Annotated in this window: 12 protein-coding genes and 1 pseudogene; 7 read left to right on the plus strand and 6 right to left on the minus strand. The window is 75.2% G+C overall.

Translation table 11 applies throughout. The features are described 5' to 3' along the window. Positions 1–135: 135 nt before the first annotated feature. Positions 136–723 carry a hypothetical protein gene (locus FH609_RS31050; protein ID WP_193317858.1) on the minus strand — a complete coding sequence of 196 codons (588 nt, stop codon included), beginning with the start codon at positions 721–723 and terminating at the stop codon, positions 136–138. A gap of 174 nt (positions 724–897) precedes the next feature. Continuing rightward, the gene (gene fahA, locus FH609_RS11965) at positions 898–2,106 is read right to left on the minus strand and encodes a fumarylacetoacetase (RefSeq protein ID WP_226961585.1); all 1,209 of its coding nucleotides are present in this window, start codon (positions 2,104–2,106) and stop codon (positions 898–900) included. 116 nt (positions 2,107–2,222) lie between these two features. Between fahA and FH609_RS11970 the strand changes: the two genes are divergently transcribed. Continuing rightward, positions 2,223–3,233, plus strand: a complete 1,011-nt coding sequence (locus FH609_RS11970; RefSeq protein ID WP_139667196.1) for a polyprenyl synthetase family protein — start codon at positions 2,223–2,225, stop codon at positions 3,231–3,233. A gap of 200 nt (positions 3,234–3,433) precedes the next feature. Beyond that, positions 3,434–4,471, plus strand: coding sequence for a LolA family protein (locus FH609_RS11975; RefSeq protein WP_139667195.1), 1,038 nt, complete (start codon positions 3,434–3,436; stop codon positions 4,469–4,471). Between the two features lie 79 nt (positions 4,472–4,550). On the opposite strand, the gene FH609_RS11980 is transcribed toward FH609_RS11975, so the two are convergent. From FH609_RS11980 to FH609_RS11990, 3 genes are all read right to left on the minus strand, one after another. Then, positions 4,551–6,611, minus strand: coding sequence for a serine/threonine-protein kinase (locus FH609_RS11980; protein WP_139667194.1), 2,061 nt, complete (start codon positions 6,609–6,611; stop codon positions 4,551–4,553). 222 nt (positions 6,612–6,833) lie between these two features. Further along, positions 6,834–8,822 (minus strand): serine/threonine-protein kinase, encoded by a 1,989-nt coding sequence (locus tag FH609_RS11985; RefSeq protein ID WP_226961586.1) that lies wholly within the window; start codon positions 8,820–8,822, stop codon positions 6,834–6,836. Positions 8,823–8,995: 173 nt separating this feature from the next. Next, entirely contained in the window at positions 8,996–11,224 is a 2,229-nt protein-coding gene (locus tag FH609_RS11990; protein WP_139667193.1) for a PQQ-binding-like beta-propeller repeat protein, read from the minus strand. Positions 11,225–11,413: 189 nt separating this feature from the next. Here FH609_RS11990 and FH609_RS11995 point away from each other — a divergent pair, with 189 nt between their 5' ends. The 3 genes from FH609_RS11995 to FH609_RS31055 all read left to right on the plus strand — a co-directional run bounded on the left by FH609_RS11995 (position 11,414) and on the right by FH609_RS31055 (position 13,402). Beyond that, a complete protein-coding gene (locus tag FH609_RS11995; RefSeq protein ID WP_139667192.1) occupies positions 11,414–12,052 on the plus strand; it encodes a SigE family RNA polymerase sigma factor in 639 nt (212 codons plus the stop codon). Beyond that, a complete protein-coding gene (locus FH609_RS12000) occupies positions 12,045–12,629 on the plus strand; it encodes a hypothetical protein (RefSeq protein WP_139667191.1) in 585 nt (194 codons plus the stop codon). Before FH609_RS11995 ends, FH609_RS12000 begins: the two co-directional genes overlap by 8 nt. Before the next feature lie 122 nt (positions 12,630–12,751). Continuing rightward, positions 12,752–13,402: a hypothetical protein gene (locus tag FH609_RS31055; protein ID WP_226961587.1), complete on the plus strand. Its 651-nt coding sequence runs from the start codon at positions 12,752–12,754 to the stop codon at positions 13,400–13,402. 81 nt (positions 13,403–13,483) lie between these two features. Here FH609_RS31055 and FH609_RS12015 read toward each other — a convergent pair whose 3' ends face one another. Continuing rightward, positions 13,484–13,936: a VOC family protein gene (locus tag FH609_RS12015; RefSeq protein ID WP_139667188.1), complete on the minus strand. Its 453-nt coding sequence runs from the start codon at positions 13,934–13,936 to the stop codon at positions 13,484–13,486. Between the two features lie 21 nt (positions 13,937–13,957). Here FH609_RS12015 and FH609_RS12020 point away from each other — a divergent pair. Together FH609_RS12020 and FH609_RS12025 are read left to right on the plus strand one after the other, a co-directional pair. Next, positions 13,958–14,554, plus strand: a pseudogene (locus FH609_RS12020) (CGNR zinc finger domain-containing protein); the annotation flags it as partial. 3 nt (positions 14,555–14,557) lie between these two features. Further along, entirely contained in the window at positions 14,558–15,043 is a 486-nt protein-coding gene (locus FH609_RS12025; protein ID WP_405378915.1) for an SRPBCC domain-containing protein, read from the plus strand. Positions 15,044–15,086 lie beyond the last annotated feature (43 nt).

Genomic DNA, 15,086 nt, shown 5'->3' on the forward strand with positions numbered 1-15,086 from the left:
CCCGCGCCCACGGGTACGGAAGCGTTCCGTACCGGCGGTCGCGGGGGCGTCGTGGCGTTGGGACCCGAGGGTGCCTCCGGGGGCCCGCCCTCGGGGGCGGGCCCGGCCCTCGGGCGTCGGGTGCGCCGGAGGGCGTCAGTAGCCGAGGTCCTCCAGCTCCTGCTCCAGGTCCTCCAGTTCGGCCAGCTCCTCCTCGCCGAGCCCGCCCAGGTCGCCCAGGTCGGGCATGTCCTCCAGGCCGGAGATGTCGGAGAGCGAGGTGTAGGTCTCGCTGGTGCCGGAGGCCCAGGTGACGTTCAGCTCCGAGCCATTGAGCGCCAGCGTGCCCTCGCTCCAGTCGGTGCTGCCGTTGTCGCACTCCAGCGACATGGAGGCCCCGGAGACCGTGCCCAGGCAGTAGGCCCCGGACATGTCGGCGCCGGTGCTCTCCATGAAGGTGACGCTGCCCGAGGTGAAGGTCAGCACGGCGTCGGCGTCCTCAAGGCCCGTCGACCACATGCCCTCCAGCTCCTCGGCGGTCGGCGCGGCACCGCCCTCGGCGCCGGCGTCGCCGCCCTCCTCGCCGCCGGTCTCCGCCTCGCCCTCCGGCTGCTGCTCCTCCTCCGGCTGCTCCCCGATCCCCAGGGCGCCGCCTTCGCCGTCTTCGTCGTCGCCGCCGCACGCACCGAGCAGCAGCATGGCCGCCGCAACGGCGGGCACGGCGAGACGTATCGAGCTACGCATCTGTTTCCCCTCAAAGTTGAGCGTGTTCAGGGCAGATTAGCCGTCCGGAAGAGGGGTATTGACCACTGTTACGGTCCTATTTCATGGACGGCGCCTGGCCGAGACCTTGCGCACGAGTCGGACACGAGTCGATCGCGAACGCTCCCGCAGCGCTCCGCGACCATCGCGATCCGGTCAGGCGGGCGTCGGCTCCACCGTGCCGCTGACCTCGCCCAGGCCGATCCGCTGCCCGCCGGGGCCCGGCGCCCAGGCGGTGAGCGTGACCCGGTCCCCGTCGGCGAGGAACGCCCGCTCACCGTCCGGCAGCCGCAGCGGACGTTCGCCGTTCCAGGTGAGTTCGAGGAGGCAGCCGCGCTCCTCGGGCGCGGCGCCCGAGACGGTGCCGGAGGCGAAGAGGTCCCCGGTCCGCAGGTGGGCGCCGTTGATCGTGAGGTGGGCCAGCTGTTGCGCCGCGGTCCAGTACATCGTCGCGAACGGCGGGTGGGCCACGGGGTGGTCGTTGATCAGCACGGTCAGCCGCAGATCGAGCGCGCCGGGCGGGGCCGAGGCGTCGTCGAGGTAGGGGAGCGGCGGCACGTCGCGCGGCGGCGGCGCGGTCCAGGCGGCGTCCAGGGCGTCAAGTGGCGTGATCCAGGCGGAGATCGAGGTGGCGAACGACTTGCCGAGGAACGGGCCGAGCGGCACGTACTCCCACGCCTGGATGTCGCGCGCCGACCAGTCGTTGAGCAGGCAGACCCCGAAGACGTGCTCGCGCAGCGCGGACAGCGGCACCGGGCGGCCCGGCGTGGAGCCGGTGCCCACCACGAAGCCGACCTCGGCCTCGATGTCGAGCCGCTGGGTTGGCCCGAAGCCGGGCGTCGCCGAGCCCTCGGCCGGGCGGCGCTGCCCCAGCGGGCGCGGCACGGGCGAGCCGGAGACCCGCACCGAGCCGGCCCGGCCGTGGTAACCGATCGGCAGATGCTTCCAGTTGGGCGTCAGCGCGGCGCCGCCCGGCCGGAAGATCTCGCCGACGTTCCGCGCGTGGTGCTCGCTGGAGTAGAAGTCGACGTAGTCGGCGACGGTGAACGGCAGCCGGAGCGTGACCGTGTCGAGCGGGCGCAGCAGCGGCGCCACGCGCTCGCGGTGGGCCGGGTCGCCGAGCCAGGAGCGCAGCTCGGCGCGGACGGCCCGCCACACGGGGCGGCCGGCGGCCAGCAGCGCGTCCAGCGAGGGCGCGGAGAGCGGATCGGCGTGCGGCGATCCGAGGGCGCGGGCGGCGGCCCCCGCGTCCAGCACCCGGTCGCCGAGGCGGACCCCGACCCGCCGCTCGTCGGGGGCGTCCCGTGGGCTGAACACGCCGTAGGGGAGGTTGTCGATTCCAAACAACGCCGAGTCGGACGACATGGTTCCCATGCTAGTCACGCCGCTCCCGCGCGGCAGCGGTACGTCCTGGAAGTGATCGACTTGCGACCGGATACGCTGCCTGGAACAACCCATCGAAAGATCAGGGGAGAGCGCTCGTGACCGTCGTGGGGCCCTTCGGGGTGAGCGTGCGGGACCCGGCCCTCGAGGCCGAGGTCCAGGCGGGGCTTTCCGCCGTCGAGGCGGGGCTGGTCGAGGCCACCAAGAGTGACGTCCCCTTGATAACGGAGGCCGCGCAACACCTCGTTCGGGCCGGCGGGAAGCGTTTCCGCCCGCTGCTGGTGCTGTTGGCCGCGCGGTTCGGGGATGCCCACGCCCCCGGCGTGGTGCCCTCGGCCGTGGTGGTGGAGCTGACCCATCTGGCCACCCTCTACCACGACGACATCATGGACGAGGCCGAGGTCAGGCGGGGTGTGCCCAGTGTCAACGCGCGTTGGGACAACTCGGTGGCCGTCCTCACCGGTGACTTCCTCTTCTCCCGCGCCTCGACGATAGTGGCGGAGCTGGGGACGGCCGCCGTGCGGGTGCAGGCCGAGGCGTTCGAGCGCCTGGTCACCGGGCAGATCCAGGAGACCCAGGGGCCGCGCCCTGGGGAGGACCCGATCGCCCACCACCTGGAGGTGGTCGCGGGGAAGACGGGCTCGCTGATCGCGGTCGCCGGCCGGATGGGCGCCCTGATGTCGGGGGCCTCCGAGGCGACGATCAACGTGCTGGCGCGGTATGGCGAGCTGATCGGCGTGGCCTTCCAGTTGGCCGACGACGTGCTCGACATCGCCAGCGACGGGCGGGAGTCGGGCAAGACCCCGGGGACCGACCTGCGGGAGGGGGTGGCGACCCTGCCGGTGCTGCGGCTGCGGGAGTTGGTCGCCAGGGAGGGCCTGGCCGCCGACCGCGAGCTGGCCGAGCTGCTGGCCGGGGACCTGACGGACGACGGTCGGCTGGCGGAGGCGCTGGCGGGGCTGCGCGCCCACCGGGCGCTCGACCTGGCCAGGAGGGACGCGCGGTCCTTCGCCGAGCGGGCCGGGCAGGCCCTGGAGCCGCTGCCGGACGGGCCGGCGAAGTCCGCCCTGCTCGACCTGTGCACCTCGGTGGCTGACCGTACGCGTTAGACCACGGTAGGTAGCCTGAGGTCTGAGGGCCCCGGGAGAGCCCTTAGACCGGAGGCTGATTCCCCCTAGGGAAGATTGGCCAGCCGGGACACCCCGAGTCGTCCTGTGGTCGTACAGGAGATGCAGCCCGTGGGCGGATGCCCCGCTGCCGCCGAGCTGTTGCAATGGAGACAGCCAGAAGGCGAGTGGAGGGGCATCCGATGGGTTTGCACAGGAACATCAGGCGGGCGGGACTTCCCGTGGCCGTCACGGCCGGAGTCGCGGCGATCGGCGTGGGCGTCTGGCCGGCACTCGCCAGCGACGGCAGCCCCGATCTGCCGGAGGTGACGGCGGAGGAGCTGGTGGTGCTGGTCGCCGAGTCGGAGACCGCCCAGCTCTCGGGGACGGTGCGGGTGGAGTCCGACCTGGGCGTGCCGGACCTGGGCGGGGTCGCCGAGGGCGTGCTGGACGGCCTGGAGGGGCCGGCCGGCCGGCTGGCCGGGCTGGCCACCGGCGAGAGCACCCTGCGGGTGGCGATGGACGGCCCCGACCGGCAGCGGCTGACCCTGGTCGACGGGTCGGAGGAGTTCGCCGTGATCCACAACGGCGATCAGCTCTGGGCCTACGACAGCGCGGAGAACGTGGTCTTCCGGGCGGATCTCGCGGAGTTGGCCGAGGCGGAGGGCGCGCGGGAGGGGCAGGAGCACGGGGACGCCGAGGCGTGGCTGGGGGACCTCACGCCGCAGGAGGCCGCCGAGCGGCTGTTGACCGAGGCGGAGCGGGACGCGGACATCGCCGTGGACGGCACGGGCCGGGTCGCGGGGCGCGACGTGTACCAGCTGACGATCGAGCCGACGGACGCGAACAGCCCGCTGGCCCTCGCCCGGGTCTCGGTGGACGCCGAGACGGGGGTGCCGCTGGCGGTGCGCGGCGAGGCGGCCGGCGGGCAGACGATCGAGGTCGCCTTCACCCAGGTCGACTTCGCGGCGCCGGCCGGTGGCGCGTTCCAGTTCTCGCCGCCGGCCGACGCGGAGATCCTGGAGGCCGACCCGAACGAGCCGCTGGGCGGGCTGCTGTCCGGCGGGCTGTTGGGGGACCTGCCGCAGGTGACGCCCGAGGAGCTGCCGGGCGAGCTGCCGGAGCAGTTGCCGGAGGGGCTGCCCGAGGAGTTGACGCAGGAGCAGTGGGACGAGGGACGAGCCGAGCTGTCGCGGGAGCTGCCGGAGATAGCCGAGCTGCTCGACGAGGCGCTGCGCTGACGGCCCTCGGGGCCGGCGTTCCGGCCGGGGGGCCGTGGGTTTCCGGGGCGCCGCCCCGGAAGCCCACGGCGTCGGTCGCTCAGCCGAGGTTGACGGTGGCCGACTCCACGGCCAGGGCCGGCAGTTGCCACGCGTCGAGCAGCTCCTGGTAGGTGCCGTCGTCGATCATGGACTGGACGGCGGCCTGGAGCGCGTCGCACAGCTGCTCGTTGCCCTCGTGGACGGCGATGCCCCGTGGGGTGACGGCGATCTGCTCCTCGGTGGCCCACAGGCCGCTGCCCGGGTTCTCGGCCAGATAGTCGACGGCCCCCGAGTAGGGAACGACGATCCCGGCGACCTCGTCGTTGTCGACCATGGCGGCCATCTCCTCCATGGTCATCGCGGTCTCCAGCTCGATGGAGTCCCGACCGCAGGTGTCGCTCTCCTGCCGGACGATCTCCCGCAGCTGCTCGGACTCCCAGGTGACCACGTTCTCGCCGCACACGTCGGCGAAGCCGCGGACGCCGGAGTCCTGGGGGACCAGCAGGACGAAGCCCTCCCGGAGGTGGTTGACGAAGGACAGGTTCTGGGTCTCCCGGATCGCGGGGGTGTCCTGGAGGCCGCCCACGGCGAACTGGCCGTACTGTCCGGCCGCGCCGGCGACGGTCATCGAGTTCAGCAGCGCCTCGTAGTCGGGGACGGGTGAGAAGTCGACCCGCACGCCGAGGCGTTCGCCGATCTCCAGCGCCAGGTCGTGTTCGAGGCCGGCCGTCTCGTTGCCCGACTCGACGAACATCAGCGGCGCGGCATAGGTGCCGGCCCTGACGTCGAGGCGGCCCGACCGCTGGACGTCCTCGGGAAGTTGGTCGAAGAGCGGCGCGCCGGGGTCGGGCTGCCCGCCGCCGTCGTCGCCGCTGCCGGCGGTCTCGTCTTCGACGGGCAGGCCGTCGGTGCCGGACTGGCCCTCGGGCTCGCCCGGGTCCGAGGTCTCCTCGGTGGGCTCGTTCCCGCTGCCGGCGCCGGGCGGCTTCTCCTCGTCCGAGGGGAGGTTGGCGATCAGCACGGCGCCGGCGACCACGGCCAGCGCGGCCGCGCCGGCGATCAGCGCGGTGCGCCACCGGCGGTCGGGCGGCGGGGGCGGCGCGGGCGCGGTGGGCAGCGGGCCCAACGGGCCGCCGACGGTGGTCGGTTGGCCGGGGCTTGACGGCGGGCCGGCCCAGGCCGGGGCCGGCGCGGGGCCGCCGGTCTGGGTCGGCTGTGGGCCGTCGAGGGAGAGCAGCCGTGCGGCGTCCCGGCCGAGTTGGGCGGTGAGCTGGGGCGGCAGCCACAGCTCGGAGGTGCCGGCGTGCCCGGAGACCGTCGCCAGGATCGCGGGCAGGTCCGGCCGGCGGGCCGGCTCCTTGTCCAGGCTCGACGCGGCCAGGGTGCGCAGCGGTCCGGTCAACGGGCCGGTCTCGGGGCCGAGTTCGGGCGGTTCGTGGAGGACGCGATAGAGCACGGTGTGGAGGGAGGGCTGGTCGGGGGCGAACGGCGGGACGGCCGTCGCGGCATAGGCGAGGACCGCGCCGAGGGCGAAGACGTCGGCGGCGGTGGTGATGGCCTCGCCCCGGATCTGTTCCGGCGCCATATAGCCGGGGGAGCCGACCATGGAGCCGGTGCGGGTCGCGCGGCTGGCGTCCACGGCGTGGGCGATGCCGAAGTCGATCACCTTGGGCCCGTCCAGGGTGATCAGGATGTTGGACGGCTTGAGGTCGCGGTGGATCAGCCCGTTGCCGTGGATGTCGGCCAACGCCTGGGCCAGGCCGTGGGCGAGGACCCACACGGTGGCCTCGGGCAGCGGGCCGTGGGCGCCCACCACGTCGGAGAGCGAGGGCCCGGGCACATAGCCGGTGGCGACCCAGGGCACGGCCGAGTCGGTGTCGCTGTCCAGCACGGGCGCGGTCCAGGCGCCGCTGACCCGGCGGGCCGCGTCGATCTCCCGCCGGAACCGGCGGCGGAACTCCGCGTCGGCCGCCAGGTGGGCGTGGACCAGCTTGACCGCCGCCGTGCGCCCGCTGGGCGAGCGGCCGAGATAGACCTCCCCCATGCCGCCGGCGCCCAGCCGGCCCAACAGCCGGTAGGGGCCCACACGTGACGGTTGACCCGGGCCGAGGGGCTGCACGTCGCCGCCTCCCCCTTCCTCTTCGGCCCGGCTCTCGCCGAGCGGCCGGCTCGCACACGACTCGTCGCTCGGGGCATAGGACTCCGGCGGGCCCCGGTCGGTTGCACGTGCGGCGGTCTCGCACCACCCACAGGCCGCCTCGCCCGGCCCGGACGCTCAGGAACGTGGCGCGGCCGGCGGGTTCCCGGGGCACGGTGACCGAACGGGGAGGTACGGGGAGGCTCAGTCGCCGGCGTTGACCGTGGCCTCGTCGAGCGCGAGCGGCGCCATGTTCCAGGTGTCGAGGATCTCCGCGTACGTCCCGTCGTCGATCAGCGTCTGGACGGCTTCGCGCAGCGCGTCGCTCAGTTCCGGCTGCCCGCCGGGCAGCAGGATGCCGTGCGGGGCCGTGGCGATCTGCTCGGCGGAGGCCAGGGTCAGCGAGCTGTCGGGGTTCTCGTCCAGGTACCAACGGGCGCCCGAGTAGGGGAGGAACGCGGCGTCGGTCTCGCCGGCCCCGATCCGCTGCTCCATCTCGGCCACGCTCGCGCCGGTGGTGACGGCGAACGGCCGGTCCCCGCAGTCCTCGTTGGCCTCGCCCAGCACCCCCAGCAGGTCGTCGCCCGGCCAGGTGGCCACGGAGCCCCCGCAGAGATCACCCAGCGTGGTGCCCTCCGCGCCGGGCGGCACCAGCAGGACAAGCCCCTCCCGGTAGTGGTTGACGAACTCCCCGCCGGTGTCGCTCCGTTGCTCGGCGGTGTCCCGTAAGGAGCCCATGCCGATCACCGCCGGGCCTGCGTCGTGGCTGGCCGCGACCCGGCCGACCAGCTCGTTGTACTCGCGGATCGGCTCCACCACCAGGTCCACGCCCAGCAGTTCGGCCATGGCCTCGGCCAGGTCAGGTTCGACGCCGCGCGGTTGGCCGTCGGGCCCCTCGAAGGAGAGCGGCGCGGCATAGATGCCGGCGGCGACCGTGAGTTCGCCGGCCTCCCGCACCTCCTCGGGCAGCAGTTCGTGGAGCTGCGCCTCGGGGTTCGCTGCGCCGCCCGCCTCCTCGGCCGTGTACGTGGCCTCGCCGTCGGCCGGTTCGTCTCCGTCGGGGCGTAGCGCGGCCCAGACGGCCACGCCCGCGACCAGCAGCAGCGCGGTCGCGGTGGCGGCCGGCGCCAGGGCGCGCCGCCGGCCGCGCGCCGTCGGGCCCGCCCGGCCGGGTTCGTGCGACGGCGCGGTGGGCGTGCCGGATGGGGGCGGCGCGTCCGGCAGGGGCGGCGCGTCCGGCGTGGGCGGGGTGGCGGGTTCGGGGCGGGGCGGGTCGACCTGGGTGGGCGGGGGCCCGTCGAGGGAGAGCAGCGCGGCGGCCTCCCGCCCGAGGCGGGCGGTGAGGTGCGGCGGCAGCCACAGTTCCGGATCGTGCACCCGGTCCTCGACCGCGCGCAGCAGCCAGGGCAGGTCCGGCCGGCGGGCCGGCTCCTTGTCCAGGCAGCGCAGCGCCAGGGCGCGCAGCGGTCCGGCCAACGGGCCGGTCTCGGGGCCGAGTTCGGGCGGTTCGTGGAGCACGCGGTAGAGCACCGTGTGGAGGGAGGGCTGGTCGGGGGCGAACGGCGGGACGGCCGTCGCGGCGTGGGCGAGCACGGCCCCCAGCGCGAAGACGTCGGCGGCCGTGGTGACGTCCTCGCCCCGGATCTGTTCCGGCGCCATATAGCCGGGGGAGCCGACCATGGAGCCGGTGCGGGTCGCGCTGCTGGCGTCCACCGCCCGCACGATCCCGAAGTCGATGACCCTCGGCCCCTCCAGGGTGATCAGGATGTTGGACGGCTTGAGATCCCGGTGGATCAGCCCGTTCCCGTGGATGTCGGCCAACGCCCGGACCAGCCCGTGGGCGAGGCCCCAGACCGTGGCCTCGGGCAACGGGCCGTGCTCGCGCAGGAGTTGGGTCAGCGAGGGCCCCGGCACATAGCCGGTGGCGACCCAGGGCACGGCCGCGTCGGGGTCGCTGTCCAGCACCGGCGCGGTCCAGCCGCCGCCGACCCGGCGGGCCGCGTCGATCTCCCGCCGGAAGCGGCGGCGGAACTCCGCGTCGGCCGCCAGTTCGCCGTGGACCAGCTTGACCGCCGCCAGCCGCCCGCCCGGCGAACGCCCCAGGAAGACCTCGCCCATCCCGCCGGCGCCCAGCCGGCCCAGCAGCCGGTAGGGGCCGACGCGGGTGGGGTGGTGCGGGTTGAGGGGATGCACGAGTGCCGCCTCCGCTTCCGCCGGCGCGTCCAAGTCCCCGTGTTCCAGGGGGTCTTGGCACCGGATCATGCCACGGGACCGCGCCGCGCGCCGCAGGGCCTCGACGGGCCGGCGGCCGTTCCCCGGGGTCGGAAACCTCAGCGGGATCAGCGGGGTCAGCTGGCTCAGCGGAATCAGCGGAAGAGGTGGAGCAGCGGGCCGTCCGCGCTGAGTTCGCCCTGGTTCAGCAGCAACCAGCCCTCGCCCGAGCCGAGTTCGGCGAAGAGCTGCGGCTCGTCGCCGCCCACCGACGGGTGGAGCCTGCCGGAGCGCACCTCGGCGCCGTCGTCCGCGCGGAACGAACGCAGCGTGGTGGCGTTCCGGCCGGACTCCCTGGCGAGCACGGTCACCCGCCCGTCCCGTTCGCTCAGGCCGACCACGGCCCCGTCGAAGGTGTCCGAACGCCACACCTCCGCGCCGTCCGCCAGCGCGTGCGCGCGCACCGTCGACCTGCTGTGGAGGCTGGTGCTGCCCCGGGACCGCACGGTGTACCGCTCGGTCGAGTGGGTCACCAGCAGCCCGTCCACGACCACCGCCTCGCGCAGCGGCACCGCGCTGAACGCCCCGCGCCGCAGCGCGGGATGGAACGCGGGGAGGTCCGTTTCGGCGTCGATCTGGACCGTTCCCCCGTCCGCCGCCGGGCTCTCCACCGCAGGCCACTCCGGGCCCGGGCCCTCGGGAACGGCGTGCGGGGTGCCGCCGGCCCGCACCACCAGCGGCCGGACGGAGAGCACCCCGAAGTCGCCTGGCCGGTAGCCGTGCGGCAGCGGGTGCGCGCTCAGCACCGCCCCGTCGGCCGGGTCCCTGCGGCTGACCACGATCCGTCGCCCGGACTCCGCCGCCCCCGCGTCGTCGGTGCAGAACTCGGCCGTGACCAGCGCCTCGTCGTCGCCGGCCGCCCCGACCGGGTGGCAGCCCTCGGCGGCCTCGGCCGCCCACAGCGGCGTTCCGTCCGCCGCGTCCAGCGCGCGGTAGCCGCCGGACGCCTCCCGGAGCACGGCGGCCGGCCCGGCCAGCGTCAACTGCCCGGTGCCCGGCGGCTCGTCGGGGACGCCGGGCCGCTCGTCGGCCAACTCCCAGCCGTCGGGGGCCTCGGCGTCGGCCCGGAAGGTGGGCCCGCCGGCGAAGTCGCCCGACCACAGCGGCTCGCCGCGCGCCGGGTCCAGCGCCAGCACCTCCCCGCAGCGCTCGGCCTCCGGCGCCCGGACGGCGAGCAACAGCAGCCGCTCGGTGGGCCGTTCGGCGGCGGCGCACAGCAGCCGGCCCCCGTCGGGCCGCCAGGACCAGCGCTCCGCGCCGTCCGCCACGTCGTAGGCGGTCAGCCCCCACGCGGTCAGCCGCACCACGGTGTCCTCCAACACCCAGGCGCCGGCGGTGATGTCCCGCCCCGCGACGTCGGCGGCCCCGGCGGGGGCCTCGGCCGCCCACACCCGCCGCACCGGGTCGCCGACCTCGACCGTCCCGGCGACCAGCCAGGTCAGAGGGGCGAGAACCAGCCAACTCCCCACCAGCACCAGCTTGCGCCGCCCGGAGACCCGCTCGGGCTTGGAGACCAGCAGCACCAGGGTCGCGATCGCCACCGGCGCCATGATCAGCAGCGTCAGCAGCGCCAGCCAGGGGGGCACCTCCGCCGAGTCGACGGCGTAGCGGAGCAGCGGCGTGAAGACGACGGCCGGCACCGCGCCCAGGGCGGCGGTGGCCCAGAACAGCTGACGGGCGTTGAGCGGCCGGCGGGGCCGGCGCGGCGCCGGCTCCCGTGCCGGGGCCGGCTTCGGTTCCGGTTCCGGTTCCGGTTCCGACGTGGGCCCCGGCTTCGGGGCGACGGGGCGCTCGGTGGGCCTGCGCCCATGGCGTTCGACGCGTCTGGTCTCGGCCGCCAGCCCCGTCAGCCACGGTATCCAGGGGCCCGGCCGCGCCCCGTTGGCCAGCAACAGCCCCCAGACGACCAGCAGGCCGAGCGCGCCCAGGGCCAACAGGCCGTCGTCCAGGGCCGACATCCTCGGGTGCAGCCAGTCGTTCCCCAACTGGAGCGCGCACGCCCCCAGCACCCCGGCCGAGCCGCCCACCAGCCAGCCGCGCGCCACCGCGCCGCGCCGCCCGCGCGGCGGCAGGCCGACGTTCCACTCCGCCTGGGAGTACGTGAGCGACCCGAGGATGAGCACCAGCAGCACGCCGGCGCCCCAGTCCGTCCAGCTGTCCGGCGGCCGCTCGTGGACCGACTCCTCGACCATGTTCAGGACGATCGCGAACGGAACGAGCCCCCACAGCAGGCCGTTGGTCCCCGCGAGCAACACCCGCCAGGCCGGCACCTTCTCGCCGTCGTGCCCCAACTCCCGCCCTCCCCGCTCCCTTTGCGACCGCATAGCGCGCCCTCGGCGCGCTGCCGCGCGCACCCGCCAGGGCCCAGCCTCTCAGACGGCCGAAACCGTGCGGTAGGGGCGGCCCTCCGCGCCGACGCGCGACGCCCCGCCCGCCGGGGCGGGCGGGGGGAATCGTTCCCTTCTTGTGCCGCGATGGGGCGAGGTGGCACTGTTCAGCCCGATGGGAGAGGGATGCGACCACCAGACAAGCCACGCGGTCGGGGTGTGGACGAGGAGACGTTCGACGCCTTCTACGCCGCGAGCGTCGGCCGGCTCATCGGCCAGCTGTACGCGATGACGGGCGACCTCGCCGAGGCGCAGGACGTGGTCCAGGAGGCCTTCGTCCGGGCCTGGGAACGCCGGGCCCAACTGGACCTGGACGGCGGCGCTCCCGAGGCGTGGGTGCGCACGGTGGCCTGGCGGCTGGCGGTCAGCCGGTGGCGCCGGATGCGCACCGCGCTCTCCTTCGCGCGGCGACAGGGCCCGCCCGCCACGGTGCCGCCGCCCGAACCGCACCATGTGCTGCTCGTCCAGGCGCTGCGGGGGATTCCCGAGGCACAGCGCCGGGCCGTGGTGCTCCACCACCTGTGCGACCTGACGGTCGAGCAGGTCGCCGCAGAGACCGACAGCCCCGTCGGCACCGTGAAGTCCCATCTGAGCCGGGGCCGCGCCTCGTTGGCCCGCCTGCTGGCCGACACGGAGCTGGACCCGAGGACGGGCCTGGGCCCGGGGACCGGCCTGGGTCCGGGGAGCGGCCCGGACCAGGGGACCGGCTCGGCAACGGACCCGGGCCCGGGGACGGCGAAGCGGCCGGAGGTGCCCCATGTCTGACGAGACCGGGCTGCGGGACCACCTCGCCGACCTCGCCGAGTCGGGCCGGCGGCAGGCCGCCCCGCTGGCGGCGGAGCGGATTCGGGCGCACGGCGAACGGCGGCTGCGCCGCAGGCGCGCGGCCCAGGCGTCCGGCGGCGCGCTGCTGGTCGCGGCCCTGGCCGTGGGCGGGCTTTCGCTCGTCCCCGACATCCGGGGCCAGGAGCCGCCCGCCGGCGTTCCGACGGCGACGGCCTCGCCGTTCGTGCCGCCGGCGCCGGCGCCGGGCGAGGAGTACGGCACCGAACTGGGCTATGTGCACGGCGCGGTGGCCAACGGCGACGGGGTGCGGATCACCGTCGAGCAGTTGCGCGACGAGGAGGGCACGCTGGTGCCGGTCGGCGTCGAGCACACGCTGACCCTGCCCGGGCGGACGCCGGTGGAGGCGCGGCGGCTGGCCGGCGGGGAGCCGGCGGTCCTGGAACTGGGCGAGCTGGTGGACGAGTTGGCCGACGAGGCCCGGTGGGTGTTCGCCATCGACTACGACGACCGGGGCCGGGTGCAGTCGCTGCGCGAGGCGTACTGGCTCGTCGACTGAGCCTCCGCCGGGTGGCGAGATGCCGGCGCGGCGGAAAAAGTGCCGGATCGGGGTGCAACCCGGGGGGTGGGCTGGCGCGTAGAGAGCGTGAAAGCAGCTCACCCCCGAACCCAGGAGCAACGTTGACCAGGTATGTCTCACGAAGCCTGACCGTCCAGCGCCACCGTCTCGCCGCGCTCGTCCTCGGCGTCGTCGGCGCGGTGCTGCTGTCCGGCTGCGGCGGCGGGGGCGGCGACGAACCGGCGGACGACGCCGGGACGAGATCCTCGGCGACGGCCTCCCCGCCGGACGCCGCCGCCGCCGACGACGCCGACTCCGGGGCCGACGCCGACTCCGGGGCCGACGCCGAGGCCGACACCGAGGCCGACGAGGCGGGGGCCGGGACGGACGACGCGTCCGCTGCGGACGGCGACGCCGCCGAAGCCTGGGCCGGCAGCAAGCAGTTCGTGCAGATCGAGGACGCCTGGACCGAGGACGGGGTGACCTATCTGTCGGTGCGGCCCGCGCGGAAGGAGGCGGTCACGGAGCCGCACGAGGCATGGCTGGTCGTCCCGAACGAGGGCCCCTTCACCACGGTGCCGCTGGCCGAGGACGCCCTGGTGCTGCTGTCGGCGCCGCTCGGCGACGAGGCCCGGGCGTCGTCGCACTCCCCGGAGGAGTTCGTCGACCGGCTGGCGGCGCTGCCGTCGTCGAACCGCCCCGGTGTCGGCTACGACCTGAGCTTCGACGGCGACGGCCGGGTGGCCAAGGTGCAGTCGCTGTACACCTCCTGAGCCGGCGACGCCGGCAGCGCCGGCAGCGACCCGCAGCGCCCGGCAGGCCGGGGCCCCACCCCCGGCTCGTCGGCGGCCCGTTCAGCTGACGCAGAACTCGTTGCCCTCCGGGTCGAGCATCACCCACCAGTGGCCGGCCGGGCCCTGGTCCTCCTCGCGGACCCGCCGCGCGCCCCTGGCCTCCAACTGCTCGACGGTCCGCGCCCGTTCGCCCGGCCCGCTGTGGATGTCCAGATGCAGCCGGTTCTTGACCGTCTTGCGCTCCGGCACCTCCTGGAACAGCAGCCGGCGGCCGAGGCCGACGTCGCTCTCCTCGTCGTAGGGGTCGTCCGGGTGCCGGACGGCCGCGAAGCCACGGAACGCCAGCCGGCCCCGGTGCTCCACGATCGCCTCGTCCGGCAGCTGCCCCGCCGCGCGCAGCCGCGCCACCAGCGGGCTCTGGTCCTCCACCCGGTACTCCAGGGCGGCGGCCCAGAACTCCGCCTGCTCCTGCGCGTTCTCGCTGTCGATCACTACTTTCCAGCCATGTGCCATGTAACTAGTTATAGTGGTTACATGAGTCTCAAGGAAAGCGGCGCGGCCGGGTTGCGTCTGCGTTCCTGGTCCGGCAGCTGGTTCCGCTTCGACCCGGGGGCGCTCTGTCTCGAACTGCTGCCGACGGGCGGGCCCGGCGCGTTCGCGCGCTGGGAGGTGCTGCACGCGCCCGAGGACCTGGTCGACTGGGCGGGGCAGTGCCGGTTGCGGCCGGTGCCCCGGCTGACGGTGACCCGGCACGAGCTACGCGCCGCCCGTCAACTGCGCGACGCGCTGTGGGAGTTGACGCTGGCGCGGACAGCCGGCGAGCCGCTGCCGGCCGAGCCGCTGGCGGTGGTGAACGCGGCGGCCGCGCGCCCCCCGCTCGCGCCCCAGCTGGCGCCCGACGGCACCCGCGCCCTCGCCGAACCGGCCACCGGGCGGCAGCTGTTGGCCACGGTCGCCCGCGACGCGATCGACCTGTTCACCGGCCCGCACGCGCACCGGATACGGGTGTGCTCCTCCGACACCTGCTCGCTCGTCTATGTCGACACCTCGCGCCCCGGCCGCCGCCGCTGGTGCGCCATGGAGCACTGCGGCAACCTCCACAAGGTCCGCGCCCACCGCGCCCACCGCGCCCGCCTGGAAGAACCCGGCAACGGCCCCGCGCCCGACCCGGCCCCCGATTCACCGAACCCACCGAACCCACCGAACCCACCGAAGGAGAGCAGCGCCATGCCCACCGGACTCACCAGGGACGCCGGCTGGCAGATCGGGGTCTCCAGGACCCTGCCCCATCCGCCCGCCGCCGTCTGGGACTTCCTCACCGGGCCCGCAGGGCTCGCCCACTGGCTCGGCCCGGGCGCCACGCTGCCGACCGAGGTCGGCGCCCGCTACGCCACCGACGGCGACGGCCCCTCGGGCGAGCTGCGCGGCTACCGCCCGGGCGAACGGGTGCGCCTCACCGCCGACGACACCACCGTCCAGTTCACCCTGCGGCCGGCCCGCGAGGGCGCCGCCACCTCGCTCACCTTCCACCAGGAACGGCTCCCGGACGCCGCCGCGCGGGAGCGGCAACGCGCCCACTGGAAGGCCGTGTTGGCCGGCGTCGCCGAGGCCCTGGGCTGAGCCCGGCGGCGGCCCTCCGGGCCCCGTGAACACGGGCCGGCCC

This window comes from Streptomyces sp. 3MP-14 (assembly GCF_006334905.2).
GTDB lineage: Bacteria > Actinomycetota > Actinomycetes > Streptomycetales > Streptomycetaceae > Streptomyces > Streptomyces triticirhizae.

Coding starts and splice junctions, on each gene's coding strand:
- FH609_RS31050 (WP_193317858.1), bottom strand. CDS start 723: ATGCGTAGCTCGATACGTCTCGCCGTGCCCGCCGTTGCGGCGGCCATG.
- fahA (WP_226961585.1), bottom strand. CDS start 2,106: ATGTCGTCCGACTCGGCGTTGTTTGGAATCGACAACCTCCCCTACGGC.
- FH609_RS11975 (WP_139667195.1), top strand. CDS start 3,434: ATGGGTTTGCACAGGAACATCAGGCGGGCGGGACTTCCCGTGGCCGTC.
- FH609_RS11990 (WP_139667193.1), bottom strand. CDS start 11,224: ATGCGGTCGCAAAGGGAGCGGGGAGGGCGGGAGTTGGGGCACGACGGC.
- FH609_RS11995 (WP_139667192.1), top strand. CDS start 11,414: ATGCGACCACCAGACAAGCCACGCGGTCGGGGTGTGGACGAGGAGACG.
- FH609_RS12000 (WP_139667191.1), top strand. CDS start 12,045: ATGTCTGACGAGACCGGGCTGCGGGACCACCTCGCCGACCTCGCCGAG.
- FH609_RS12015 (WP_139667188.1), bottom strand. CDS start 13,936: ATGGCACATGGCTGGAAAGTAGTGATCGACAGCGAGAACGCGCAGGAG.